22 protein-coding genes and 2 pseudogenes are annotated in these 24,570 nt (G+C 67.4%); 21 read left to right on the top strand and 3 right to left on the bottom strand.

The annotated features are described in order from the left end of the window. Positions 1–155 precede the first annotated feature (155 nt). From WT16_RS33830 to WT16_RS34490, 3 genes are all read left to right on the top strand, one after another. A complete protein-coding gene (locus tag WT16_RS33830) occupies positions 156–329 on the top strand; it encodes a hypothetical protein (protein WP_156442981.1) in 174 nt (57 codons plus the stop codon). 794 nt (positions 330–1,123) lie between these two features. Beyond that, on the top strand, positions 1,124–4,699 hold the full coding sequence (locus WT16_RS19415) for a YadA-like family protein (RefSeq protein ID WP_063533994.1): 3,576 nt from the start codon (positions 1,124–1,126) through the stop codon (positions 4,697–4,699). A gap of 117 nt (positions 4,700–4,816) precedes the next feature. Next, on the top strand, positions 4,817–4,978 hold the full coding sequence (locus WT16_RS34490; protein WP_006027538.1) for a hypothetical protein: 162 nt from the start codon (positions 4,817–4,819) through the stop codon (positions 4,976–4,978). An 83-nt stretch (positions 4,979–5,061) separates the two neighbouring features. Here the strand turns inward: WT16_RS34490 and WT16_RS19410 are convergent, their stop codons facing one another. Beyond that, on the bottom strand, positions 5,062–5,886 hold the full coding sequence (locus tag WT16_RS19410) for an IclR family transcriptional regulator (RefSeq protein WP_063533993.1): 825 nt from the start codon (positions 5,884–5,886) through the stop codon (positions 5,062–5,064). 178 nt (positions 5,887–6,064) lie between these two features. Here WT16_RS19410 and WT16_RS19405 point away from each other — a divergent pair, with 178 nt between their 5' ends. The 13 genes and pseudogenes from WT16_RS19405 to WT16_RS19350 all read left to right on the top strand — a co-directional run bounded on the left by WT16_RS19405 (position 6,065) and on the right by WT16_RS19350 (position 17,659). After that, positions 6,065–7,078: a sugar ABC transporter substrate-binding protein gene (locus WT16_RS19405; protein WP_006027536.1), complete on the top strand. Its 1,014-nt coding sequence runs from the start codon at positions 6,065–6,067 to the stop codon at positions 7,076–7,078. Beyond that, on the top strand, positions 7,075–8,640 hold the full coding sequence (locus WT16_RS19400) for a sugar ABC transporter ATP-binding protein (protein ID WP_063533992.1): 1,566 nt from the start codon (positions 7,075–7,077) through the stop codon (positions 8,638–8,640). Before WT16_RS19405 ends, WT16_RS19400 begins: the two co-directional genes overlap by 4 nt. Then, positions 8,630–9,655 carry an ABC transporter permease gene (locus WT16_RS19395; RefSeq protein ID WP_059930158.1) on the top strand — a complete coding sequence of 342 codons (1,026 nt, stop codon included), beginning with the start codon at positions 8,630–8,632 and terminating at the stop codon, positions 9,653–9,655. Before WT16_RS19400 ends, WT16_RS19395 begins: the two co-directional genes overlap by 11 nt. Continuing rightward, on the top strand, positions 9,652–9,972 hold the full coding sequence (locus WT16_RS19390) for a UxaA family hydrolase (RefSeq protein ID WP_015602652.1): 321 nt from the start codon (positions 9,652–9,654) through the stop codon (positions 9,970–9,972). Before WT16_RS19395 ends, WT16_RS19390 begins: the two co-directional genes overlap by 4 nt. Before the next feature lie 36 nt (positions 9,973–10,008). Further along, positions 10,009–11,355, top strand: coding sequence for a UxaA family hydrolase (locus WT16_RS19385; protein WP_009914711.1), 1,347 nt, complete (start codon positions 10,009–10,011; stop codon positions 11,353–11,355). Between the two features lie 136 nt (positions 11,356–11,491). Next, the gene (locus tag WT16_RS19380) at positions 11,492–12,331 is read left to right on the top strand and encodes an amidohydrolase family protein (protein WP_063533991.1); all 840 of its coding nucleotides are present in this window, start codon (positions 11,492–11,494) and stop codon (positions 12,329–12,331) included. 158 nt (positions 12,332–12,489) lie between these two features. After that, positions 12,490–13,233: an SDR family oxidoreductase gene (locus WT16_RS19375; protein WP_059930150.1), complete on the top strand. Its 744-nt coding sequence runs from the start codon at positions 12,490–12,492 to the stop codon at positions 13,231–13,233. Positions 13,234–13,303: 70 nt separating this feature from the next. Further along, entirely contained in the window at positions 13,304–14,146 is an 843-nt protein-coding gene (locus WT16_RS19370; protein ID WP_006027529.1) for an ureidoglycolate lyase, read from the top strand. A gap of 109 nt (positions 14,147–14,255) precedes the next feature. Next, complete coding sequence (locus WT16_RS19365) at positions 14,256–15,032, top strand: SDR family oxidoreductase (protein ID WP_015603101.1); 777 nt, start codon at positions 14,256–14,258, stop codon at positions 15,030–15,032. A 35-nt stretch (positions 15,033–15,067) separates the two neighbouring features. Continuing rightward, a complete protein-coding gene (locus tag WT16_RS19360; protein ID WP_009914716.1) occupies positions 15,068–15,406 on the top strand; it encodes an L-rhamnose mutarotase in 339 nt (112 codons plus the stop codon). 51 nt (positions 15,407–15,457) lie between these two features. After that, positions 15,458–15,538: pseudogene (locus WT16_RS31940) on the top strand (DUF4442 domain-containing protein); the annotation flags it as partial. 141 nt (positions 15,539–15,679) lie between these two features. After that, complete coding sequence (locus WT16_RS19355; RefSeq protein WP_063534900.1) at positions 15,680–16,777, top strand: branched-chain amino acid ABC transporter substrate-binding protein; 1,098 nt, start codon at positions 15,680–15,682, stop codon at positions 16,775–16,777. A 261-nt stretch (positions 16,778–17,038) separates the two neighbouring features. Continuing rightward, complete coding sequence (locus tag WT16_RS19350; protein ID WP_009914721.1) at positions 17,039–17,659, top strand: hemolysin III family protein; 621 nt, start codon at positions 17,039–17,041, stop codon at positions 17,657–17,659. 36 nt (positions 17,660–17,695) lie between these two features. Here WT16_RS19350 and WT16_RS19345 read toward each other — a convergent pair whose 3' ends face one another. Continuing rightward, positions 17,696–18,163 (bottom strand): Lrp/AsnC family transcriptional regulator, encoded by a 468-nt coding sequence (locus WT16_RS19345; protein ID WP_006027524.1) that lies wholly within the window; start codon positions 18,161–18,163, stop codon positions 17,696–17,698. Positions 18,164–18,492: 329 nt separating this feature from the next. Here WT16_RS19345 and WT16_RS19340 point away from each other — a divergent pair, with 329 nt between their 5' ends. The 5 genes and pseudogenes from WT16_RS19340 (at position 18,493) to WT16_RS19320 (ending at position 22,978) form a co-directional block, all read left to right on the top strand. Further along, on the top strand, positions 18,493–19,878 hold the full coding sequence (locus tag WT16_RS19340; protein WP_063533990.1) for an amino acid permease: 1,386 nt from the start codon (positions 18,493–18,495) through the stop codon (positions 19,876–19,878). Between the two features lie 31 nt (positions 19,879–19,909). Next, positions 19,910–21,112 (top strand): amino acid aminotransferase, encoded by a 1,203-nt coding sequence (locus WT16_RS19335; RefSeq protein ID WP_063533989.1) that lies wholly within the window; start codon positions 19,910–19,912, stop codon positions 21,110–21,112. Between the two features lie 260 nt (positions 21,113–21,372). Next, positions 21,373–21,762 carry a DUF488 family protein gene (locus WT16_RS19330; RefSeq protein WP_006027521.1) on the top strand — a complete coding sequence of 130 codons (390 nt, stop codon included), beginning with the start codon at positions 21,373–21,375 and terminating at the stop codon, positions 21,760–21,762. A gap of 40 nt (positions 21,763–21,802) precedes the next feature. Next, complete coding sequence (locus WT16_RS35055; RefSeq protein WP_063533988.1) at positions 21,803–22,402, top strand: hypothetical protein; 600 nt, start codon at positions 21,803–21,805, stop codon at positions 22,400–22,402. Continuing rightward, a pseudogene (locus WT16_RS19320) lies at positions 22,357–22,978 on the top strand (GNAT family protein). Before WT16_RS35055 ends, WT16_RS19320 begins: the two are co-directional and overlap by 46 nt. A 118-nt stretch (positions 22,979–23,096) precedes the next feature. Here the strand turns inward: WT16_RS19320 and WT16_RS19315 are convergent. Further along, on the bottom strand, positions 23,097–24,557 hold the full coding sequence (locus WT16_RS19315) for an efflux transporter outer membrane subunit (RefSeq protein WP_015603765.1): 1,461 nt from the start codon (positions 24,555–24,557) through the stop codon (positions 23,097–23,099). Positions 24,558–24,570: the final 13 nt, after the last annotated feature.

Below are 24,570 nucleotides of genomic sequence, written 5' to 3'. Positions count from 1 at the left end.
TTTTGGCGGTGACGATTTTTGCTCGATTTGAATTTATTTGATATTTCAGGCGGCCGGCATTCGGCACGCTTTTGAAATATGTTGATGATGTTCGCGCCAGAAAAGAATATTTCCGCCAAAAAAGAGATTTGGCGATCCGAATAACCGCTACACGCATGTTCTTGAAGCTCGCTTATCCGCCGAATCAGCAATGCGGCAAGCGTTTCTCGCGCGTGACCGTGACCGGTTATACGGGCGGCATCGGCACGGGCGCGTCGAATCTTCAGCTTTCGCGGCAAGGCAAAAACGCCGTTGCCGGTGAGGCTTGTCGAGCGTGTCGCTCATCGTGATGATCGTTCGCCACTGGTTCCCCGCTGGTCGAGTGTTCTGGGGTATCCGGGATTTCTGCCCGGTATGTCGCGTGACATCAATTTCATGCGATCCGCTCTGGAAAAGTATTTTTCCTATTTGGAAAACATTAAGTATTAAAGATTTTAAAGGAGAGGGGAATGAGTGAGAATTTGACAATTTATAAACAATGATGCCTTTGTTCCTGATGGTTGCTGTTTCATAATCTGCCCGAAAGTTAGATGCCGAACTTACTCGGGTGGATAAAGAGTGTAAGTGGCGGCGCCGCAGTCCGGAAATGAACTTAAATGGAAGGGGCCTGATGAAATCGGATTGATGCCGAGGGATTGGCGCGCGCTGATTCATCTCTATTTATCGGCTGCTCAATATCGAAGGCGGAAGGTGCGTGATTCGCGTGGGGTGATGAAAATAGACCGTGATCTGAATATCCGGATTTTATGATTTTTAAAATCGTGTCGGCTGATGTATTCGATGCCGCGGTGATTTTTGAAAAATCATATGTGTACCTGATTCAAGAGGATTTGTTACCGGAAAGGCGAGCCTCCGGGCGATAGGCGGCCGGACCTTCCGGCGGAAATGCCGCACGGCCCGGAGTTGGCGGCCCGTGCCTCAATGATCGACGCCCTCAGACCGATGGCCGCGCGCATCGGCGCGAGTGTCGATGTGCGCGGAATGCGATTCGCGTTCGTCCATTGTCGGACTCGTGATCGACATGCAGTTCAGCAAGTTAGTAGTTCTTAATTAACCAGACGCTACGTAGAACGGAGAAGAAAGCATGAAGAAGAAACACATTTCGATGATCGTCACGACGATGTTCGCGGGCACGGGTCTTCTCGCCTCGGGAGCCGCCCACGCTCAAGCCAACTTCGTGGATCGCGGCAACCCGGACAACGCACTCAGCGGTCAATGCATCGACGGCACGAACCCGCTCTGCGTCGCAACGAAGAGCGGAAATTATGTCGCGGTGAGCAGTTCGAGCTACAGTGCAGGGACCAACGCGAAAGCCGGGGTGGCCGGCATTGCGATCGGCGACCAGTCGAACGCGAACAGCAAGGGGGGCACCGGCGGCGGCGGCGCGATCGCCGTAGGCGTCGGCGCGCAGTCGCTCGCGAATTCGGCAACGGCAATCGGCACGGTGGCGGTCGCGGCGGGCAATACGTCGCTCGCGGTGGGCCGCCAATCGGCGGCGCTCGGCGATTTTTCGATGGCCCTCGGCAACGTCGCGGATGCGAAGGGCGACCGCAGCATCGCGCTCGGCCATTCGGCGCTCGCGCAGGATTCGCAGTCGATCGCGATCGGTTCGGCGGTCGGTGGCGGCAACGATGGCGTGTCGGGCGGCGCAACGTACGACGCAACCACGCAAACGCGCGCGGCAGGCAAGCGCGCCATCGCAATCGGCGCAGGAGCGGTGACGAACGGAGACGATCAGATCGCGATCGGCTCGGGCGCGGCGGGGGCGAACAACGGCGGCACGCCGGTTTTCGGCGGCACGGCGGCGCCTGTCGGCGGCGCCGTGTCGTTCGGCTCGCTCGCTCACGAGCGTCAACTGAAAAACGTCGCAGCGGGCGCGGCCGATACGGACGCCGTGAACGTTCAGCAGTTGAAGAACGTCAACAGCGGTCTGCAAGGCCAGATCGACCAGACGAATACGAACGTCACGAACCTCGGCACGACGATCGGCGGCCAGATCGCGAACATCAATACGTCGCTTTCCACGGCTACGAGCAACATCACGAATCTGCAGGCTTCGGACGCGCTCTCGGTGAAATACGATGGCGCCGACAAATCGTCGATTACACTCAAGGGCGCGAACGGCACCACGATCCAGGGCGTCGCGGACGGCAAGGACGCGCACGATGCGGTGAACGTCGGTCAGCTCGACGGCGCGATTTCGCCGATTCAATCGTCGCTGTCGTCGGCAGTTACGAACATCGCGAATCTGCAAGGCAACGTGACCAATTTGAGCACATCGCTCAGTCAGACGAACGCGAACGTCACGAACCTGAGCACGAGTCTCGTCGGCACGCAAGCCGACGTGTCGAATCTGCAGGCCGCCGACAAGCGCAACGTGAAATACGACGGCGCGGAAGGTTTCGACAAGGTGACGCTGCAAGGGGCGAACGGCACGACCATGACGAATGTCGCGGCCGGCAAGCTGTCGGCCGACAGCAGCGATGCCGTGAACGGCTCGCAACTGTACGCGACGAATCAACAGGTCGCGCAGAACGCGACGGACATCACGAACCTGCAAGCGTCCGACAAGCTGTCGGTGAAGTACGACGACGCGGGCAAGCAATCGGTGACGCTCGGCGGTGTCGGCGCGTCGCAGGCCGTCGCGCTGAAAAACGTCGCGGACGGCAAGGATGCAATGGACGCCGTGAACGTCGGCCAACTGTCGAAAGCGACGGGCGATCTGTCCACGCAGATCGACAACATCGATCAGCGCGTGACGAACAACACGACCCAAATCGGCGCGTTGCAGCAAGACGCGCTGCAATGGTCGAAGTCGGCCGGCGCGTACGACGCTTCTCACGGCAGCGGCGCCGCGCAGAAAATCACGAACGTGGCGGCGGGCGACATTTCCGCTACGAGCACGGATGCGATCAATGGCGCGCAACTGAAGAGCGTGCAAGACCAGATCAACGGTCAAATCGGCGGCGCGACGAAGAATGCGGTCGTGTACGACACGGGCGCGCAAGGCGATCGCCTGAATTCGATCACGCTCGCCGGCGGTCAGCCGGGCGCGGTGACGATCACCAACGTTGCGGCGGGCGCGCTGAACGCAACCAGCGCCGACGCCGTGAACGGCGCGCAACTGTACGCGACGAATCAACGCGTCGGCGCGACCGAAGCGAGCATCAGCAACATCAGCGGCAACGTGACGAAACTCGGCGATCAAGTCACCGCGATCGATGGCCGCGTGACGCAGAACGTGACGAACATCGCGAACAACACGACCGACATTTCGGCGCTCAAGCAAGACGCGTTGCAGTGGAATTCGACGCTCGGCGCATACGATGCCTCGCATGGCTCGGCTTCGCCGCAGAAAATCACGAACGTCGCGCCGGGCGAGATTTCCGACACGAGCACCGACGCGGTGAACGGCCAGCAGTTGAATGCGCTCAAGGGCGACCTGAGCGGCGTGGACAGCAAGGCTTCGCGCGCCGTTCAGTACGATTACAGCGCCGATGGCTCGACGCGTCTGAACGCCGTCACGTTCGCGGGCGGCGACAAGTCGGCGCCGGTGCAACTGAAAAATGTCGCAACCGGCATCGCGGATACCGACGCCGTGAACGTGAAGCAGTTGAACGACAAGGTGGCGGGCGCGGTGCAGGAAGGCACGAAAAACGCCGTCCAATACGATGTCGATCCGACGACGGGCGCGCGCCTGAACTCGGTGACGCTCGTCGGCAACGGCTCGGGGCCGGTCGTGATCAACAACGTCGCGGCGGGCAAATTGTCGGCCGACAGCACCCAGGCGGTGAACGGTTCGCAACTGTATGCGACGAATCAGCAAGTCTCGCAAAACACGCAGGCGATCAACAATCTCGATAACCGCGTGACCCACATCGAAAACAAGGTGGACGATGTTGCGAACGGCAAGGCCGGTCTGGTGCAGCAGCAAGACGTGGGCAGCCCGATCACGGTCGGCAAGGACACGGGCGGCACGTCGGTGAATTTCTCCGGCACGTCGGGCGACCGCGTTCTGACGGGCGTTGCCGCGGGCGTCAACAACAACGATGCCGTCAATGTCGGCCAGTTGAACAGCGCGCTGAAGAACGTTGCGGACAACGAAAGGGTCAGGGCGACGGCGACCGATGCGAACACGAACTGGATCGCGCGCGCGGAGGCGGGTTCGTTCGGCTCGACGGCGACGGCGAGCGGCAAGAATTCGGTCGCAGTCGGTCAAGGCTCGGTCGCGGATCGCGACAATTCGTTCTCGGTCGGCGCGAAGGGCAACGAACGCCAAGTCACGAACGTCGCGGCCGGCACGGCCCCGACCGACGCCGTCAACGTTCAGCAGTTGAACGACAACGTCCAGTCGGCCAGATCGGATGCGAAGGCTTATACGGATCAGCGCATCGGTCAGGTGTACAACTCGTTCAACGACCTGAAGAAAGACATGTACGGCGGCGTTGCGTCGGCGATGGCGGTGGCCGGGTTGCCGCAACCGACCGGCGCGGGCCGTTCGATGGTGTCGGCCGCGACGGCGAATTATCACGGCCAGCAGGGTTTCGCGGCCGGCTACAGCTACGTGACCGAAAACAACAAGTGGGTGGTGAAGGCGTCGGTGACGGGCAACAGCCGTTCGGACTTCGGCGCGGTGGTGGGCGCGGGCTATCAGTTCTGAGCGAAGCCGCGTCGTCAGGAACGATTCGGTCGGACCTGGCTTGTGTTCGATGAGCGACATGCCCGGGCAGGGCATGTCGCTTCGCGGTTCCTCGTATCGAGCTTTACGGCGCTGCCGATGGCGCTTTCCGCGATCCGCGGATACATCGAGATCTTCCACAGCCGGCAACGCACGCAGGCGCATCTCGATTATCGATCGCCTGCTGCATTCATGCAGCGCTTCTATCTGACAGACCGCTGCTTGGCCAACCCGTTGCGGCCCCCCACGAATTCCGACTGACCTTGCCTGCCTGAGAGGTGGCTCGGCGATCCGCCGCCGGTTTGACCGACTGACCGCGCGGCCCGGCCGCGCCGGCGCGATCGTCACACGGCCGCCTCGCCGACCATCGACAACCGCGCCGCCGTCGCGTGCAGCAGCGCGACGACCTCGTCGAGCTGCGGCGCGACGTACGCGTCGATCCGGCGGATGTACGGGCACGTGAGCACGGCGATCGCCTGGCCCGCCGGGCCGAGGATCGGGTAGGTGACGTCGGTGACGCCGAACATCTGGCGGCTGTCCTGCTGCACGTGCCCGGCCGCGCGGATCGCGTCGAGACGCGCGTCGAGATTGCGCGCGGCGAGCGGCTGCTCGCCTTTCACCTTCGTGTGCTCGGCGAGCATGTGCGCGCGCTGCTCGGCGGACTGGAACGCGAGCATCGCGTGGCCCGACGCGGTATCGACGAGCCCGACACGCGAGCCGAGCTTCACCGACATCCCCCAGATGCCGGGCCCGTCGACCTGCGCGATCACGAGCAGGTTGCCCCGATCGTAGACGGACAGATGGCACGACTGCTCGGCCGCGTCCGCGAAGCGCTGCATCGGCGGCAGCGCCTCGGCGATCAGCCGGTGCATCGGCGGGTGCCGGTGCGCGAGCGCATACAGCTTCAGGCTCAGCGAATAACGGTCGCCGCCCGGCGAGCGGATCACGTACTGGCGCGCGACGAGCCGCTCGAGCATCCGGTAGATCTCGCTCGCGTTGCGGCCGAGCTCCTTCGTGATCTCCGTGCGCGTCAAGCCATCCTTGCGTTCGGACAGCAGTTCGAGGATGTCGAGCCCCTTGTCGAGCGCCGGCGCGCGGTAGCGGTCCGCATCGTCGAGATCCTGCGGTTCGTCGGCGGGGCCGGCCGGTCGTGGTTTCCTGGCGTTCATGTTGGCGATCGGGTGCGTCGGATAGGGGTGAGGACAGGGATAGGGAAAATACGCAGTCATTCTGCGCCACGGTCTCCTTGACTTCAAAAAGTCCGTATATAAATAATAATTTCGCCAGTGAACATATGGCAACGGTCCGCACGCCGGGCCGACAAACATCAGAGGAAAGGAGGCAGGCATGACGTGGATCAATCGCGGGCGAGCGCTCGCCGGGTGCGTCGCGCTGGCGGGCGCGATCGCCGCCGCGCCGGCGGGCGCGGACACGGGCAAGGTCGGGCTCGACCTGCCTTTGCTGACTTCGCCGTTCTGGCAGTCGTACAACAACTATCTGCTGCATTACGCGAAGGACATGCAGATCGATGCGCTCGCGCCCGTCAATTCGAACGGCGATCCCGCGCAGCAGATCACGGACATGACCACCCTGCTGAATCTCGGCGCGAAGGGGATCGTCGTCGGGCCGCTCGATTCGGCGGCGATCGGCCGCGCGCTCGACGCGGCGGCCGCGCGCAAGGTGAGCGTCGTCGCGGTCGACGTCGCGCCGACGCAGGGCAAGGTCGCGATGGTCGTGCGCGCCGACAACCGCGCATACGGCGAGAAGGCCTGCAAGTACCTCGGCGAGCACGTGCAGGCGGGCAAGGTCGTGCAGATCATGGGCGATCTCGCGTCGGTGAACGGCCGCGACCGCTCGGAGGCGTTCCGCGCGTGCATGAAGGGCTATCCGCACCTGCAGGTGCTCGAGATCCCGGCCGCGTGGAAGGGCGACGTCGCCGCGACCGCGCTCGACAGCCTGCTGACCGCGAATCCGGACGTGAAGGGCATCTACATGCAGGCGGGCGGCGTCTATCTGTCGCCGACGCTGCAAACGCTGCGCCGCAAGCAGATGCTGTATCCGGCGGGCGACGCGAAGCACGTCGTGATCGTCAGCAACGACGGCATCCCGCAGGAATACGAAGCGATCCGCCGCGGCGACATCGACGCCACCGTGTCGCAGCCCGCCGACCTGTACGCGCGCTACGGGCTCTTCTACATCAAGGCGGCGCTCGCCGGCCAGACGTTCAGGCCGGGGCCGACCGATCACGGCAGCGTGATCGTGCAGCGCGCGCCGGGCATTCTCGAAGACCAGTTGCCGGCGCCGCTCGTGACGAAGGCGAACGTCGACGACAAGAGCCTGTGGGGCAACACGATCAAATGAACGCGACCGCCGCCACCGCCGATGTCACTGCCGCCGCTGCCGCGTGCGGCGGCGCGCCCGTCGTCGAGGCGCGCGCCGTCACCAAGCGCTTCGGCCCGCACACCGCGCTCGCGGACGTCGATCTGTGCGTGCGGCCGGGCGAGTCGCACGCGCTCGTCGGGCGCAACGGCGCGGGCAAGTCGACGCTCGTGTCGATTCTCACCGGGCTGCGCAAGCCGGACGCGGGCATCGTGCGCTTCGGCGGCGAGGATGCGCCGCCGCTCGCCGATCGCGACGGCTGGCGCGCGCGCGTCGCGTGCGTCTATCAGCACTCGACGATCATCCGCGAGCTCACCGTCGCCGAGAACCTGTTCATCAACCGGCAGCCGACGAAGCGCGGCGCGATCGACTGGCGCGCGCTGCGGCGCGACGCGCGCGCGCTGCTCGACCACTGGCGGATCGACGTCGGCGAGGACGCGTGCGCGGGCGACCTGACGGTCGAGGCGCGCCAGCTCGTCGAGATCGCGCGGGCGCTGTCGTACGGCGCGCGCTTCATCATCCTCGACGAGCCGACCGCGCAGCTCGACGGCGACGAGATCAAGCGGCTGTTCGCGCGGATTCGCGAGCTGCAGCGCGACGGCGTGACGTTCCTGTTCATCTCGCATCACCTGCAGGAGGTGTACGACATCTGCCAGGCGGTGACGGTGCTGCGCGACGCGCGGCGCATCGTCAGCGCGCCCGTGGCGGCGCTGCCGCGCGACGCGCTGATCGAGGCGATGACGGGCGCGCGCGGCGGGCTCGCCGTGGCCGACGCGGCGCGCCGCCCGCCGCTGCCGGCCGATGCGCCGCGCGCGCTCGAAGTGGACGGCCTCGCGGGCGGCGATTACGCGCATGTGTCGTTTTGCGTGCGGCGCGGCGAGGTCGTCGGGCTGGCCGGCGCGACGAGCAGCGGCCGCACGGGCGTCGCGGAGGCGGTGGCCGGGTTGCGCGCGCCGCGCGCGGGCGCGATCCGCATCGACGGCGACGCGCTGCCGCCGGGCAACGTCCCCGCCGCGCTCGCGCGCGGCGTCGGTTGCGTGCCGAAGGATCGCCATCGCGAAGGGCTCGTGCTCGGCGAATCGGTGGCCGAGAACGCATCGATGACGATCGCGGGCGCGCTCGGGCGCTTCGGGCGCTTCGGGCTTGCGCCGCCCGCGAAAAAGCACGCCTTCGGCGCGCGGATGATCGACGCGCTCGGCATCGTCGCGCAGGGGCCGCGGCAGCCGGTGTCGGGGCTGTCGGGCGGCAATCAGCAGAAGGTCGTGATGGCGCGCGCGCTTGCGAACGATCCACGCGTGCTCGTGCTGATCGATCCGACCGCGGGCGTCGACGTGAAATCGAAGGAGGCGCTGCTCGCCGTCGTCGGGCGCGTGCGCGACGACGGCAAGGCGGTGCTCGTCGCGTCGGGCGAGCTCGACGATCTGCGCACCTGCGACCGCGTGCTCGTGATGTTCCGCGGGCGCATCGTCGCCGAGTTTCCGGCCGGCTGGCAGGACAACGAATTGATTGCATCCATCGAAGGAGTCGATGCCCATGAAGTCTAGCCTGACGAGTTCCGCGCTGCCGCCGGGGCCGGCGCGCGCCGTCGCGCGCAAGCCGTTCGAGATCGCGCGGTTGCGCGACCTCGCGTTGTTGCCCGCGCTCATGCTGCTGATCGCGATCGGCGCGTTCGTGAGCCCGAGCTTTCTCACGAAGGCGAATCTGATCAGCGTGCTCGGCGCGTCGGCGGCGCTCGCGCTCGTCGTGCTCGCCGAATCGCTGATCGTGCTGACGGGCAAGTTCGACCTGTCGCTCGAATCGACGGTCGGCATCGCGCCCGCGATCGGCGCGATGCTCGTGATGCCGGCCTCGTCCGCCGGCTTCGGCTTCCAGTGGCCCGCCGCCGCGGGGCTCGCCGCGATCGTCGCGATCGGCGCGCTGATCGGCTTCGTCAACGGCTTTCTCGTCGTGCGGATGCGCCTGAACGCGTTCATCGTCACGCTCGCGATGCTGATCGTGCTGCGCGGGATGCTCGTCGGCGCGACGAAGGGCGGCACGCTGTTCGACATGCCGCCGTCGTTCTTCGCGCTCGCGACGACGATCGTGTTCGGCCTGCCGCTGTCCGTGTGGCTCGCGGCGGCCGTGTTCGGCGGCGCGGCGTTCATGCTGCGCTACCACCGGCTCGGCCGCGCGCTGTACGCGATCGGCGGCAACGGCGAGGCCGCGCGCGCGGCCGGGATTCGCGTCGAGCGGATCACGTGGGGCGTGTTCGTGCTCGGCAGCGTGCTCGCGTCGATCGGCGGGCTCGTCGTCACGGGCTATGTCGGCGCGATCAACGCGAACCAGGGCAGCGGGATGATCTTCACGGTGTTCGCGGCCGCGGTGATCGGCGGCATCTCGCTCGACGGCGGCAAGGGCACGATGCTCGGCGCGCTGACGGGCGTGCTGCTGCTCGGCGTCGTGCAGAACCTGCTGACGCTCGCGCAGGTGCCGTCGTTCTGGATTCAGGCGATCTACGGCGCGATTATTTTGGGCGCGCTGATGGTCGCTCGCGTCGCGGGTGGCGAGGGGCAATCGTGAGCGCGCCCGCCGCCGACGCGCGGCTGCTGCTGCTGTCGCCCGACGACAACTGCCTGATCGCGGCGACGCGCCTTTGCGCCGGGCAGTGCGTGACGATCGACGGCGAGCGCGTCGTGCTCGCGCAGACGATCGAGATCGGACACAAGCTCGCGCGCGCGCCGCTCGCGGCGAACGACAAGGTGCTGCGCTACGGCGCGCCGATCGGCCACGTGATTCGCGACGTCGCGCGCGGCGAGCATCTGCACACGCACAACCTCGTGAGCGACTACCTGCCGACGTACACGCACGACGCGGGCCACGCGTTCGTCGCACATTGACGCGGCCGCAACCGTTTATTCAGAGGTGAACCATTCATGTCCATGACAGTCTCGACGCCGGGTTTCGCGGCGATTTCCGCCGAAGGCGAGCGCGTGCCGCCCGACGGCGTGCGCCGCGCGGTGCTTGCGGGCTATCCGCGCAGCGACGGGCGCAAGGGCATCCGCAACGTCGTCGCGGTCGCGTATCTCGTCGAGTGCGCGCATCACGTCGCGCGGGAGATCGTCGCGCAGTTCCGCACGCCGCTGCGCTTCGGCGGCGCCGCGCCGCCCGCGGCCGACGCGCCGCCCGTGCATCTGATCGGCTTTCCCGGCTGCTATCCGAACGGTTACGCGGAAAAGATGATCGAGCGGCTCGCGACGCATCCGAACGTCGGCGCGGTGCTGTTCGTATCGCTCGGCTGCGAGAGCATGAACAAGCGCTACCTCGTCGACGCGGTGCGCGCGAGCGGCCGCCCGGCCGAGGTGCTGACGATCCAGGACGCGGGCGGCACGCTGAGTACGATCGGCGCGGGCGTCGACTGGGTGCGCGATGCGCGAGCGGCGCTCGCGAAGCAGGCGAAGGTGCCGATGGGCATCGGCGAGCTGATCGTCGGCACGATCTGCGGCGGCTCGGACAGCACGAGCGGCATCACCGCGAATCCGGCTGTCGGCCGCGCGTTCGACCTGCTCGTCGAGCAGGGCGCCGCGTGCCTGTTCGAGGAGACGGGCGAGCTCGTCGGCTGCGAATATCACATGCAGAACCGCGCCGCGCGGCCCGAGCTCGGCCGCGAGATCGTCGCGTGCGTGCAGAAGGCCGAGCGCTATTACTCGATCCTCGGACACGGCAGCTTCGCGGTCGGCAACGCGGACGGCGGACTCACGACGCAGGAGGAGAAATCGCTCGGCGCGTATGCGAAGAGCGGCGCGTCGCCGATCGTCGGCATCGTGAAGCCGGGCGACGTGCCGCCGACGCCGGGCCTCTATCTGCTCGACGTCGTGCCGGACGGCGAGCCGCGCTTCGGATTCCCGAACATCAGCGACAACGCCGAGATCGCCGAGCTGATCGCATGCGGCGCGCACGTGATCCTGTTCACGACGGGCCGCGGCTCGGTGGTCGGCTCCGCGCTCGCGCCCGTCGTCAAGGTGTGCGCGAATCCGGCGACATACCGCAAGCTCGAGGGCGACATGGACGTCGACGCGGGCCGCATCCTCGAAGGCCGCGCGACGCTCGACGAAGTCGGCCGCGAGATTCTCGCGAAGACGCTCGCGGTCGCGAGCGGCGCGACGTCGAAATCCGAGGCGCTCGGCCATCAGGAGTTCATCCTGACCTACAAGGCGTTCGAGCCGCTCGGGCCCGCGTGCCTGCCCGTCGCGGGGCCGCTGCGCGCGGCGCGGCAGGCATGAGCGCGGCGGCGCGGCGGATGACGGCGGCGGCGAAGGAAGTCTTCGGCGCCGGACGACGGGCGAGGCTTGCGCGTGGCAGCGCGGTTGGCGCGACATCGGATGCGGCGGCAGCGCCGTCGACCGGAAGGAGCGGCGCGTGACCGGCATCATCGACGCCCATCAGCACTACTGGGATCCGTCGCGCGGCGACTACGGCTGGCTCACGCCCGCGCTCGCGCTGCTGTATCGCCCGTTCGGCCCCGCCGATCTCGCGCCGTTGCGCGCGGCGGCGGGCGTCGCGCGCACGATCGCCGTGCAGGCGGCGCCGACCGTCGACGAGACCCGCTATCTGCTCGATCTCGCACGATGCGAGCCGTCGATCGCGGGCGTGGTCGGCTGGGCGCCGCTCGATGCGCCCGATGCGCGCGACACGCTCGCCGCGCTCGCGCGCGATCCTGCGTTCAAGGGCGTGCGCCCGATGCTGCAGGATTTGCACGATGCCGCGTGGATCGCGAACCCGGCGCTCGCGCCCGCGATCGACGCGCTCGTCGAGCTCGACCTCGCGTTCGACGCGCTCGTGACGCCGCGCCATCTCGCGCCGCTCGCGACGTTCGCGCGCCGCTTTCCGCGGCTGCGGATCGTCGTCGATCACGGCGCGAAGCCGCCGATCCGCGCGGGCCGCGCCGCGTGGCAGCCGTGGGCCGACGGCATCGCGGCGCTCGCCGCGCTGCCGAACGTGCACTGCAAGCTGTCCGGGCTCGCGACCGAGGCCGCGCACGGCTGGCGCCGCGAAACCATCGCTCCTTACGTCGACCATCTGTTCGGCGCGTTCGGCGCGGCGCGGATGATCTGGGGCAGCGACTGGCCGGTGCTGGACCTGAACGGCGACTACGCGCTCTGGCATGCGAGCGCGCGCGCGCTGACCGCCGCGCGCGTCGGCGAACGCGCGTGCGACGCGGTGTTCGGCGCGAACGCCGCTGCGTTCTACCGGCTATGAGCGGGCGCGGCGCGCATCCCGGAACGCATGCGATGCGCTTCGCGCGCCGTTCGCGACAGGCGCCACGCGGCCGGGAACGGCAAGCGCGACCGGCAAGCGCGACGACACATCGACAGATACGTTTCATCCGGCAGAGATCACTTCATCGGGAGCTGAACATGGGAGAAAGACTGGCAGGCAAGACGGCGCTCGTCACGGCCGCCGCGCAGGGCATCGGCCGCGCGGCGGCCGAGCGGCTCGCGCGCGAAGGCGCGCGCGTGATCGCGACCGACATCCGCATCGACGCGTTGCGCGACGGCCCGTTCGATGCGCGCGTGCTCGACGTGCGCGACGGCGCGGCGATCGGCGCGCTCGCCGGTGCGATCGGCCCCGTCGACGTGCTGTTCAACTGCGCGGGCTTCGTCCACGCGGGCTCGGTGCTCGACGCGACCGAGGACGAATGGGACTTCGGCTTCGATCTGAACGTGAAGTCGATGTACCGGACGATCCGCGCATTCCTGCCCGCGATGCTCGCGCGCGAGCGCGGCTCGATCATCAACATGGCGTCCGCCGCGTCGAGCGTGAAGGGGGTGCCGAACCGGTTCGTCTACGGCGCGACGAAGGCGGCCGTGATCGGCTTGACGAAGGCCGTCGCCGCCGACTTCGTCACGCACGGGATTCGCTGCAACGCGATCTGCCCGGGCACTGTCGAATCGCCGTCGCTCGATGCACGCATCGCCGCGCAGGCGCACGCGCGCGGCGAGCCGATCGATGCGGTGCGCGCCGCGTTCGTCGCGCGCCAGCCGATGGGGCGCATCGGCAAGCCGGAGGAGATCGCGGCGCTCGTCGCGTATCTCGCGTCCGACGAATCGTCGTTCACGACGGGCGCGATTCATCTGATCGACGGCGGCTGGTCGAACTGAAGCCCGCCGCGCGGCGGCCGCATGCGGCGTTCATGCGCCGTTCATTGGCACTCACCTACCTGGCGAATTCATGAAACTGTTGCGATACGGGGCGAAGTCCCACGAAAAACCCGGCCTGCTCGACGCGCAGGGGCGCATTCGCGATCTGTCCGGCGTCATCGACGACGTCGCGGGCAGCGCGCTTGGCCCCGACGCGCTCGCGCGGCTGCGCGCGATCGATCCGGGGAGCCTGCCGCTCGTCGAAGGCGCGCCGCGGCTCGGCGCATGCGTCGGCCGCGTCGGCAAGTTCATCTGCATCGGGCTCAACTACTCGGACCACGCGGCCGAATCCGGCATGGACGTGCCGAGCGAGCCCGTCGTCTTCGGCAAATGGACGAGCGCGATCTGCGGCCCCGACGATGACGTCGAGATCCCGCGCGGCTCGACGAAGACCGACTGGGAGGTCGAGCTCGGCGTCGTGATCGGCACGGGCGGGCGCCACATCGCGCAAGCGGATGCGCTCGCGCACGTGGCCGGCTATTGCGTGGTCAACGACGTGTCCGAGCGCGAGTACCAGCTCGAGCGCGGCGGCACGTGGGACAAGGGCAAGGGATGCGACACGTTCGGCCCGCTTGGGCCCTGGCTCGTGACGGCCGACGAAGTGCCGGACCCGCACCGGCTGAAACTGTGGCTCGACGTCGACGGCCATCGCTATCAGAATGGCTCGACCGCGACGATGATTTTCCGCGTGCCGTTCCTGATCAGTTACCTGAGCCGCTTCATGAGCCTGCAGCCGGGAGACGTGATCTCCACCGGCACGCCGCCCGGCGTCGGGCTCGGCCAGAAACCGCCCGTCTATCTGCGCGCGGGGCAGGTGATGAGGGTCGGCATCGAGGGGCTCGGCGAGCAGCGGCAGCGGGTCGTGCAGGGTTGACGCGAACGGGGCGCGGCAAGACCGGGCGGGCGTCGCGCGTCGGCCGCTGCGCTTCGCTTCGCCGTCGGGCGATCCGGCGCGGCGCCCGTCGAAACATCGGAGCAGACAAGTGAACCTGAACCTGAAAGACAAGGTCGTGATCGTGACGGGCGGCGGCTCGGGCATCGGCGGCGCGATCACGCTCGCGCTGGCCGGGGAAGGCGCGATTCCGGTCGTGCTCGGCCGCAGCCCGCTCGACGCGGCGTTCGCCGAACGCATGCTCGCATTGCAGCCGCGCGCGCGTTTCGCGCGCGTCGAACTCGCCGATGACGCGCGCTGCCGCGAGGCAGTCGAGGAGACGATCTCGGCGCTTGGCCGGATCGACGGGCTCGTCAACAACGCGGGCGTCAACGACAGCGTCGGGCTCGACGCGGGCCGCGACGCATTCGTCGCGTCGCTCGCGAGCAATCTGATCCACTACTACGTGATGGCGCACTATTGCCTGCCGCATCTGAAGGCGAGCCGCGGCGCGATCGTCAACGTGTCGTCGAAGACCGCGATCACCGGGCAAGGCGGCACGAGCGGCTATTGCGCATCGAAGGGCGCGCAGCTTTCGTTGACGCGGGAATGGGCGGCATCGCTCGCGGGCGACGGCGTGCGCGTGAACGCGGTGGTTCCCGCCGAGGTGATGACGCCGCTCTACGCGAACTGGCTCGCGCAGTTCGACGATCCGGACGCGAAGCTGCAGTCGATCGCGCGCAAGATCCCGCTCGGCAAGCGGATGACGAGCGCCGACGAGATCGCGTGGACGACGGTGTTCCTGCTGTCCGAGCGCGCGTCGCACACGACGGGGCAGTGGCTGTTCGTCGACGGCGGCTACACGCATCTCGATCGCGCGCTGACCTGACGCGGCTTCCCCGACGATCGACGACGGAGCGCGCGATGCGTTACTGCCTTGCTTTGGACCTGAAGGACGACCCGGATGCGATCGCGCGCTACGAAGCGCATCACGAGCGGATCTGGCCGGAGGTCGCCGCGCATCTTCGCGCGCATGGCGTCGTGGCGATGGAGATCTATCGGCTCGGCACGCGGATGACGATGGTGATGGAAACCGACGACGCGCGGTTCGACGCGGCGCGTTTCGACGCCGACGCGCGCGCCGACGCGAAGATCGTCGAGTGGGAAGCGCTGATGGGCACGTTCCAGCAGCCGACGCCGTGGACGCCCGCCGGCATGAAATGGACGCCGATGACGCGGATCTTCGATCTTGCGGTGCAGTGATGCGGCGCGTCGAGCCTACGCCTTCGAAACCGACCGCCACGCCGCGATCGCGAGTTCGTTCCGGTCGAGATTACCGATTCGGAAGGCAAGACGGTGTTCACCGCGCGGATCGCGATGAACGTCAAGGCCTGAGCCGCGGGCGCGGACTCCTCGCGAGACTCGCTGCACGAATTTTGAACGGGTATCATCCGATCATATGATCTACGCCCGTCCAACAAGGAGACTGCAGTGAAAAGGAAAACCAACAGACTGTTGCCGATCAGCGCGGCCGCGATGGTGATGGCCGCGGCCTCGGCGCATGCGCTGGCCGATCAGGTCGTGAAGATCGGCAGCGCCGAGCCCTTGACGGGTGGCATCGCCCACCTCGGCAAGGACAACGAGAACGGCGCGCGTCTCGCCGTCGAGGAAATCAACGCGAAGGGCTTCACGATCGGCGGCCAGAAGATCACGCTCCAGCTCGACGCGCAGGACGACGCGGCCGACCCGCGCACCGCGACGCAGGTCGCGCAGAAGCTCGTCGACGGCAAGGTCGTCGCGGTCATCGGCCACCTGAACTCGGGGACGTCGATTCCGGCGTCGAAGATCTACAGCGATGCCGGCATCCTGCAGATCTCGCCGTCGGCGACGAATCCGGCGTACACGCAGCAAGGCTTCAAGACGACCTACCGCGTCGTCGCGACCGATGCGCAGCAGGGCCCGGCGCTCGCCGACTATGCGAAGCAAAAGGGGATCAGGACGGTCGCCGTCGTCGACGATTCGACGGCCTACGGCCAGGGCCTCGCGAACGAGTTCGAGAAGAAGGCGAAGGCGCTCGGCCTGAAGGTGCTGTCGCACGACGCGACGAACGACAAGGCGGTCGATTTCCGCGCGATCCTGACGAAGATCAAGGGCACGAACCCGGACGCGATCATGTACGGCGGCATGGACGCGACGGGCGGCCCGTTCGCGAAGCAGGCGAAGCAGCTCGGCCTGCGCGCGAAGATCTTCTCGGGCGACGGTGTATGCACCGAGCAGTTGCCCGCGCTTGCCGGCAATGCGGCCGACAACGTCGTGTGCTCGCAGGCGGGCGCGGCGCTCGAGAAGATGCCGGGCGGCGCGGCGTTCCAGGCGAAGTACGAGAAGCGCTTCAACCAGCCGATCCGCTTCGATGCGCCGTTCACGTATGACGCGGTGTACATCATCGTCGACGCGATGAAGCGCGCGAACTCGACGGACCCGGCGAAGATTCTCGCGGCGATGCCGAAGACGAACTACACGGGCGTGATCGGCACGACGGTCTTCGATTCGAAGGGCGACCTGAAGCACGGCGTGATTTCGCTGTACGACTTCAAGGGGGGCAAGAAGACCTTCCTCGATCAGGTGACGATGTAAGCGGGGCGGGCGGCGTTTGCCGCCCGGCTCGCCGAGCGATGAAACGGGCGGGCGCCGGGTTCGGCGTCCGCCCGTTTCGTTTCGCATTGCCGCGCGGGCCTTCGCGCGGCGGTCGATTTTGTTCGGTTCGATCAAGCCGCATCGAATAAATTGCCCGCAAGCGTGGCCGGGGCCACGAAGCGGCCGCCGTCTTCGCCGTGGGATCGGTATCATATGAGCTATTCGTCTTGATCAACCCGTGTCGAAGTGGAGCGTAGCGTCGTGCATGTCGGTGAGCGTTTCAACAGCATTTCCCATCTCGTCGGCGCGGTGCTGTCGGTGGCGGGGCTCGCCACGCTCGTGACGATGGGCGCGCTCGACGGCGACGCGTACAAGGTGGTGAGCTTCAGCGTCTACGGCGCGATGCTGTGCGTGCTCTACGCGATCTCGACGCTCTATCACAGCGTGCGCGGCCCGCGCCTGAAAGCCATCCTGCAGAAGTGCGATCACTCGGCAATCTATCTGCTGATCGCGGGCAGCTACACGCCGTTTACGCTCGTCACGCTGCGCGGGCCGTGGGGTTGGTCGCTGTTCGGCGTGAGCTGGGGGCTCGCCGCGTTCGGCATCGTGCAGGAGCTCACGCTCGGGCGGCGCACCCGCAGCGTGTCGATGGCGCTGTACGTGCTGATGGGCTGGCTCGCGCTCGTCGCGATCCGCCCGCTGGTCCATGCGCTGCCCGCGGCGGGGACGGCTTGGCTCGTGGCGGGCGGCGTCATCTACAGCGTCGGCATCTATTTTTTCGTCAACGACGAGCGCATCCGCCACGGGCACGGCATCTGGCACCTGTTCGTGCTGGCGGGCAGCCTGTGCCAGTTCGTCAGCGTCGCGGGCTACGTCGCATGATGCGCGGCGGCGAGTCCTGCTCGCCACTTCTCGCCGCTACAGCGGCATCGCGCTCGTGCACTTGATCTCGTCGAGGCACACGCTCGAATGCACGCCGCTCACGCCGGGGATGCGCATCAGCGTGTCGAGCAGGAACGTCGACAGGCCCTTCAGATCCGCGGCGACGACCTTCAGCACGTAGTCGATGTCGCCCGTGACCGAAAAGCACTCCTGGATTTGCGCGAGCTCGGAGACGAGCTTCTGGAATGTCGACAGATCTCGGATGTGCCCGCGTTCCATCGTCACCTGGACGAACGCGGTCACGCCGAAGCCGAGCGTGTCGGCGTCGAGCCGGGTCTCGTAGCGCTTGATTGCGCCGATCTCCTCGAGGCGCCGGTGGCGCCGCAGCGTCTGCGCGGGCGACAGCCCGACGGCCTTGGCAAGCTCCAGATTGGAGATGCGGCCATTTTCCTGCAGGATCTCGAGCAGATGGCGATCGATGCGATCAAGAAGCGGTTCTTGCATTTTTGTTTCCTTGATTGTCTCCCGTGTGCAATTTTATCTCATAATGTAGGGTTTGCATGAAGGGCTTACGAAACCCCATTTCATCCTGCCGGCGATAAACTGAGCCCCGATTTTTTGCGCGGGATCAATAAAAACTCGGAGCGTGCAGGCAGGAGCGGGGGCTGTGCTTCCCGCTCCACGCGAAGACGATGCACGCCGCGCAGGAACTCGACATCCCCAGCCCGGCCGCCCGCCGCGACATCCGCGCCGGCGGCCGGAACAAGTACACGGCGCCCGGGCCGGCCCGAAGGCGCGCCGCCTCCAAAAAGGGCGGACGAGACGGAGAAGACATGGTTTCAGATCAGGACAACGACGGCCTCAAGCGGGGGCTGAAGAATCGCCACATCCAGTTGATCGCGCTCGGCGGCGCGATCGGCACGGGGCTTTTCCTCGGCATTGCTCAGACGATCCGAATGGCGGGGCCGTCGGTGCTGCTCGGCTATGCGCTCGCCGGCGTCGTCGCGTTCTTCATCATGCGGCAATTGGGCGAGATGGTCGTCGACGAGCCCGTCGCCGGCTCGTTCAGCTATTTCGCGAACAAATACTGCGGGCACTTCACGGGCTTCCTGTCCGGCTGGAACTACTGGGTGCTGTACGTGCTCGTCAGCATGGCCGAGCTGTCCGCGGTCGGCATCTACGTCCAGTACTGGTGGCCGGGCGTGCCGACCTGGATCTCCGCGCTCGTGTTCTTCGTCGCGATCAACGCGGTCAACCTCGCGAGCGTCAAGTCGTACGGCGAGACCGAGTTCTGGTTCTCGATCATCAAGGTTGCCGCGATCGTCGGGATGATCGGCTTCGGCGGCTACCTGCTGCTGTCGGGGCATGCGGGCCCGGATGCCGGCGTCGCGAACCTGTGGCGGCACGGCGGCTTCTTCCCGAACGGCATCGGCGGCCTCGCGATGGCGATGGCGGTCATCATGTTCTCGTTCGGCGGCCTCGAACTCGTCGGCATCACGGCCGCGGAGGCGGACGATCCGTCGCACAGCATCCCGCGCGCGACGAACCAGGTGATCTACCGGATCCTGATTTTCTACATCGGCGCGCTCGGCGTGCTGCTGTCGCTGTATCCGTGGCAGAAGGTCGTGACGGGCGGCAGTCCGTTCGTGCTGATCTTCCACGCGCTGTCGAGCGACACCGCCGCGAACGTGCTGAACGTGGTCGTGCTGACGGCCGCGCTGTCCGTCTACAACAGTTGCGTGTACTGCAACAGCCGGATGCTGTACGGCCTCGCGCGGCAGGGCAACGCGCCGCAGGCGCTCGCGCGCGCGAACCGGCGCGGCATTCCGGTCGCCGCGCTCGGCGTGTCGGCGTTCGCGACCGCGCTGTGCGTCGTGATCAACTATTTCATGCCGGGCAAGGCGTTCGAGCTGTTGATGGGGCTCGTCGTATCGGCGATCATCATCAACTGGGCAATGATCAGCGTGATTCATCTGCGGTTTCGTCAGGTCAAACGCGCGGCGGGCGAGACGACGCGCTTCAGGAGTCTCGGCTACCCGCTGACGAACTATCTCTGTCTCGTCTTCATGGCGGCCATCCTCGTCGTCATGTTCCGCACGCCGGATCTGCGTCTGTCCGTCTATCTGATCCCGGTGTGGCTCGTCGTGCTCGCGGTCGGCTACCGGTTCCGCCAGCGCGGCGCCGGCTATGCGCTCGGCGACGGCGTGTCGGCCCGTTGAACCCGATTTTTCTTCACCTGTAGAAACCGCCATGTTTGAACATATCGATGCATACCCCGGCGATCCGATTCTCACGCTGAACGAGAACTTCCAGCAGGACCCGCGCACGCGCAAGGTCAACCTGAGCATCGGCATCTATTTCGACGACGACGGCCGGATTCCGGTGATGGGCGCCGTGCGCGAGGCCGAAGCCATCGTGCAGCGCGAATCCGGTCCGAAGCCGTATCTGCCGATGACGGGGCTCGCGGCGTATCGCGACGCGGTGCAGGCGGTCGTGTTCGGCGAGGACAGCGACGCGCGCGCGGCCGGGCGCATCGCGACGGTCCAGACGCTCGGCGGTTCGGGCGCGCTCAAGGTCGGCGCGGATTTCATCAAGCGCTACTTTCCGGACGCGCAGGTGTGGATCAGCGATCCGAGCTGGGAGAACCATCGGTTCATCTTCGAGCGCGCGGGCTTCACGGTCAACACGTACCCGTACTACGACGAGGCGACGGGCGGCCTGAAGTTCGACGCGATGCTGGCCGCGATCGATGCGCTGCCGAAGAAGAGCGTCGTGCTGCTGCATGCGTGCTGCCACAACCCGACGGGCGTCGACCTCGACGACGCGCAGTGGCTGAAGCTGATCGACGTGCTGCAGGCGCGCGAGCTGCTGCCGTTCGTCGACATGGCGTACCAGGGGTTCGGCGCGGGTCTCGCGGCCGACGCGTTCGCGATCCGCGAGCTCGCGCGCCGCGGCGTGCCGGCGTTCGTCGCCAACTCGTTCTCGAAGAACTTCTCGCTGTACGGCGAACGCGTCGGCGCGCTGTCGGTGATCTGCGAGGACGCGGCGGCGGCCGCGCGCGTGCTCGGCCAGCTCGCGGGCGCGGTGCGCTCGAACTACAGCAATCCGCCGACCTACGGCGCGAGGATCGTCGCGCAGGTGCTGACGACGCCCGCGCTGCGCGCGCAATGGGAAGAAGAGCTCGCGGCGATGTGTCGGCGCATCGCGAAGATGCGCAGCGCGATCCACGACGGCCTGCGTGCGCACGTGCAGGGCGAGGCGCTGTCGCGCTATGTGAGGCAGCGCGGGATGTTCACGTACACGGGGCTCACCGAAGCGCAGGTCGAATGCCTGCGCGAGCAGCACGGCGTCTACGTGCTGCGCTCGGGCCGGATGTGCGTCGCCGGGCTGAACGAGGCGAACGTCGGCGTCGTCGCGGAAGCGATCGGCGCGGTGATCGCGAGCGGCGTCTGACGTTTGCGTCCGCGTCGGGCGCGGCGGGAAGCTGGGCCTTGGCGCGCGCGGTATGTGGTTGGGGCGGTGCGATGCCGGATGCCCGCGGCGGCGCGTCGGGGGCTGATCGCATCGGATCGCATCGAAGGCGATCGGCGGCGCGATGCGGTTGCGGAGTCGGCATCGGTATCGCGGATCGGCAAGGACCGCGCGCGGTGTGCGGCGCGCGCGCCGGCAACTCAAGCGCGCCGCGCGTCGGTCACTCTGAACGGGAGTCCAACATGAGCATCAGCATCGTCCGGCTCGGCGAGCCGCGCGCCGACGACGAGGGCGTGCGGATCGGCACCGTGCGCCGTCCGCCGCGCGGCGTGCCGAAGGAAGCGTTCGCGTCGCGCGACTACTACGACGTCTGGCTGCCGACGCTGTCGCCGAGCCCGGAGCTCGTCGCCGAAGCGCAGGCGGCGGAATCCGACGCCGAATGGAAGGCGTTCGCGCGCAAGTTCCGCGCGGAGATGAAGCACGGCGACGCGAGCAGGGTGCTCGACGTGCTCGCCGCGTTGTCGGCAACGTCGAATTTTGCGATCGGCTGCTATTGCGAGAACGAGGCGCACTGCCACCGCAGCGTGCTGCGCGCGCTGCTCGAGGAGCGGGGCGCGTCGATCCGGTCGTGACGGGAGGCGAGGGCGGCGCAGGCGTCGCTGCGGGTCGATTGTGCGCGAATCGAAGACGGCCGACGCGCTGTTCGCGGTGCAACTCGATGCGTTCGGCGCGCGTGACGGCGTGCATGCGTTTTCGCTGCATCACGGCAAGATCGCGACGCCGCTGCAGCGGCATCTGACACGCGACGAGATGATGGCGTTCGGCTGGGGCGACGAGCCTGGCGTGCTGCTCGATCCGACCTTCAAGATGCCCGCGCAGGGCGCCGCGACGCAGGTATGGGGGCCGCGACGTCGCCGCGTCTCGGCGGGCTCGGCGGACTCTATTGCGAAGACTGCGACGTGGCGTGCGTGGCGGCCCGATTCGACATTGTCAACCTGCGACGGTGAGGCCGCCGCGCGCTCGCGTCGGAGCGCGCATTTCATGATCGAACCCGTGCAGCAGGAGCGGCGCCGATTCCTTGCTCCGTCGCTCGACGCGATCGGCGATTGCTGCCTGTCGACGCAAACCGCGCGTGCGATCGTCGGTTCGCGCGAACCGCCGTCGGGCCATGATCGAATCGCGCCGGCCTCCGGCCAGTCCGGAACGGCTCAAACGTGCAAGGGATCATCCAGCAGCAAGTCGATGGCGGCGCCGGCCGATCCGCTCCGGTGATCGAGACGGCGCGCTTGATCCTGTCCGGCCATCACCTCGAAGATTTCGAAGGCAGCCGGGCACTGTGGGCCGATCCCGGCGTGACCCGTCTGATACGCGACGAACCGTTCGCCGCGGAAGAGTGCTGGCTGCGCCTGTTGCGCTACGTTGGGCATTGGCAATTGCTGGGCTTCGGCTACTGGATGGCTCGCGAAAAAGAGACCGGCCTCTTCATTCTTCATCGGTGAAATGGGCTTCGCCGATGCGAAGCGCGACATCGTTCCCGCGCTCGGCGATGCGCCCGAACTGGGCGGCGCGCTCGCCCCGGCCGCGTGGGGGCAGGGCATCGCGCACGAAGCGTTGCATGCGGTGCTCGATTGGGCGGACGCGCATCTGGCGGCTCGGCGCACCGTTTGCCTGATCGGCCCGGAAAATCGTTTCTCGATCCGGCTGGCCGCGGAGTTCGGTTATCGGGAAGTCGCCGTCGCCGAATACAAGGGCGAGCCGATACTGGTTTTCGAGCGGCCGGCCGCCGGCCCACGGCACCCGAGCGATCGGCCGCCGGCTGCCGCACCCGAACGGAACGGGCGCGCGTAGCCGACGGCCGGGCAGCGAGCCGGTCGATCGCTTCCGCTCGTTGCCCGCTCGCGCTCGCCGCGTCACGGCGCGCTGCGCGCGACCACCCATCGATGCACGTTCGCGTCCGCGCCCGATGCTATGGCTTCCGTATCCGATCCGCCGGCGAATCAGGCGTCATGCCGCCCAGCGCCTGAAACAGCGCCGCCGTATCGGCGAGCCGGTCGGCCTGCGCCCGCGTCCTGTCGAGCGCTGTCTGCGACGCCTGGCGCTGGGCATCGAGCAGGCCGAACAGGCTGACGCCGCCCGCCGCATAGCGGGCCTGCGCGATCTCGACGCTCGCCTGCGCTTCCAGCGCCGCGGCGTCGCGCGCATCCAGCGCCTGCGCGTCGTCCTTCAGCGCATCGAGCGCATCGGCGACCTGCTGCAGCGCCTGCAGGACAGTCTGTCGGTACGATGCGAATGCGGCGTCGTAAGCGGCCTGCGCCGCGCGGCGCTTCGCGCGCAGCTCGCCGCCGTGAAAGATCGGCTGCGTCAGATTCAGGCCGATGTTCCAGATGTTCATGCCGTCGACGATATCCGCCATGCGCGTGCGCTGCGAGCCGGCGCTCGCCGAGATCACGAATTGCGGATACAGGTTCGCCGTCGCGACGCCCACGTTCGCGCTGGCCTGATGCAGGAGCGCCTCGGACGCGCGGATGTCCGGACGTTCGCGAGCGAGCGTCGACGCAAGCGTGACGGGCACCGTGTCGGGTAGATGCAGCGCGTCGAACGCGAGGTCGCCGAAATCGGCTTTCGACGGCGCCGCACCGAGCAGGATCGCAAGCAGGTGGTCCGCCTGCGCGAGCTGCGTCGTCAACGCCGGCAATGACGCGCGCGTCTGCGCGAGCAGCGTTCGCTGCGCTCGCACGTCGAGCCGCGCGACGCCGCCCGCCGCGTAGCGCGCTTCGACGATCGCCAGTTGCTGCGCTTGCGCGTCGATGAGCCGCTGCGTCAGCGCGATCTGCCGTTGCAGCGATGCGCGCCGGATCGCCGTCGACACGACGTTGCCGGCGAGCGTCAAACGAGCGGCCTGAAGCTCGTAAGCCCGGAAATCGACCTGCGCGAGCAGCGCTTCGAGCGCGCGCCGATTGCCGCCGAACGCATCGAGCGCATACGACACGCTCACCGATGCGTTGAGCAGCGTGAACGGCCCGGGCTTCGGCACGTTCGGAATGCCGAACGCGGCCGGATCGACTTTCTGGCGCGCGCCCGAGAGCCTGGCGTCGATCGCGGGAAACAGCGATGCGCCCGCTTGTGCGATGTAGTCCTCGTGCGCCTCGGCGAGCCTCGCGCGCGCCGCGTCGAGCGTCGGGCTGCGTTGCAGTGCCGTGTCGACGAGACGATTCAGCGCGTCGGATCGAAACCGCGTCCACCATGCGGGCAACGCGGCCGGGGCGGCGGCGAGCGTTTGCGCGGCGTTCGCGGCGCGCGTCGTGACGGGCAGCGCTTCGCGCGCATACGTCGAGACGTCCGGCGGGGCGGGCGGGCGAAAGTCCGGGCCGACCGTGCATCCGCACAGCGCGAACGCGAACGCGAACAGCGGCAGGCAGGGTTTCATCGTCGAGCCTCCT

Source organism: Burkholderia sp. MSMB1589WGS (assembly GCF_001636105.1).
GTDB classification, from domain to species: domain Bacteria; phylum Pseudomonadota; class Gammaproteobacteria; order Burkholderiales; family Burkholderiaceae; genus Burkholderia; species Burkholderia humptydooensis.
This window is presented reverse-complemented; position numbering and strand designations above follow the sequence as displayed.

Excerpts from the sequence above, each read along its gene's own strand:
- WT16_RS19360 (WP_009914716.1), top strand. The coding sequence starts at position 15,068 with ATGCGTTACTGCCTTGCTTTGGACCTGAAGGACGACCCGGATGCGATC.
- WT16_RS19405 (WP_006027536.1), top strand. The coding sequence starts at position 6,065 with ATGACGTGGATCAATCGCGGGCGAGCGCTCGCCGGGTGCGTCGCGCTG.
- WT16_RS19375 (WP_059930150.1), top strand. The coding sequence starts at position 12,490 with ATGGGAGAAAGACTGGCAGGCAAGACGGCGCTCGTCACGGCCGCCGCG.
- WT16_RS19400 (WP_063533992.1), top strand. The coding sequence starts at position 7,075 with ATGAACGCGACCGCCGCCACCGCCGATGTCACTGCCGCCGCTGCCGCG.
- WT16_RS19370 (WP_006027529.1), top strand. The coding sequence starts at position 13,304 with ATGAAACTGTTGCGATACGGGGCGAAGTCCCACGAAAAACCCGGCCTG.
- WT16_RS19330 (WP_006027521.1), top strand. The coding sequence starts at position 21,373 with ATGAGCATCAGCATCGTCCGGCTCGGCGAGCCGCGCGCCGACGACGAG.
- WT16_RS19385 (WP_009914711.1), top strand. The coding sequence starts at position 10,009 with ATGTCCATGACAGTCTCGACGCCGGGTTTCGCGGCGATTTCCGCCGAA.
- WT16_RS19315 (WP_015603765.1), bottom strand. The coding sequence starts at position 24,557 with ATGAAACCCTGCCTGCCGCTGTTCGCGTTCGCGTTCGCGCTGTGCGGA.
- WT16_RS19355 (WP_063534900.1), top strand. The coding sequence starts at position 15,680 with ATGGTGATGGCCGCGGCCTCGGCGCATGCGCTGGCCGATCAGGTCGTG.
- WT16_RS19335 (WP_063533989.1), top strand. The coding sequence starts at position 19,910 with ATGTTTGAACATATCGATGCATACCCCGGCGATCCGATTCTCACGCTG.
- WT16_RS19395 (WP_059930158.1), top strand. The coding sequence starts at position 8,630 with ATGAAGTCTAGCCTGACGAGTTCCGCGCTGCCGCCGGGGCCGGCGCGC.
- WT16_RS19415 (WP_063533994.1), top strand. The coding sequence starts at position 1,124 with ATGAAGAAGAAACACATTTCGATGATCGTCACGACGATGTTCGCGGGC.
- WT16_RS34490 (WP_006027538.1), top strand. The coding sequence starts at position 4,817 with ATGGCGCTTTCCGCGATCCGCGGATACATCGAGATCTTCCACAGCCGG.
- WT16_RS19340 (WP_063533990.1), top strand. The coding sequence starts at position 18,493 with ATGGTTTCAGATCAGGACAACGACGGCCTCAAGCGGGGGCTGAAGAAT.
- WT16_RS33830 (WP_156442981.1), top strand. The coding sequence starts at position 156 with ATGTTCTTGAAGCTCGCTTATCCGCCGAATCAGCAATGCGGCAAGCGT.
- WT16_RS19345 (WP_006027524.1), bottom strand. The coding sequence starts at position 18,163 with ATGCAAGAACCGCTTCTTGATCGCATCGATCGCCATCTGCTCGAGATC.
- WT16_RS19410 (WP_063533993.1), bottom strand. The coding sequence starts at position 5,886 with ATGAACGCCAGGAAACCACGACCGGCCGGCCCCGCCGACGAACCGCAG.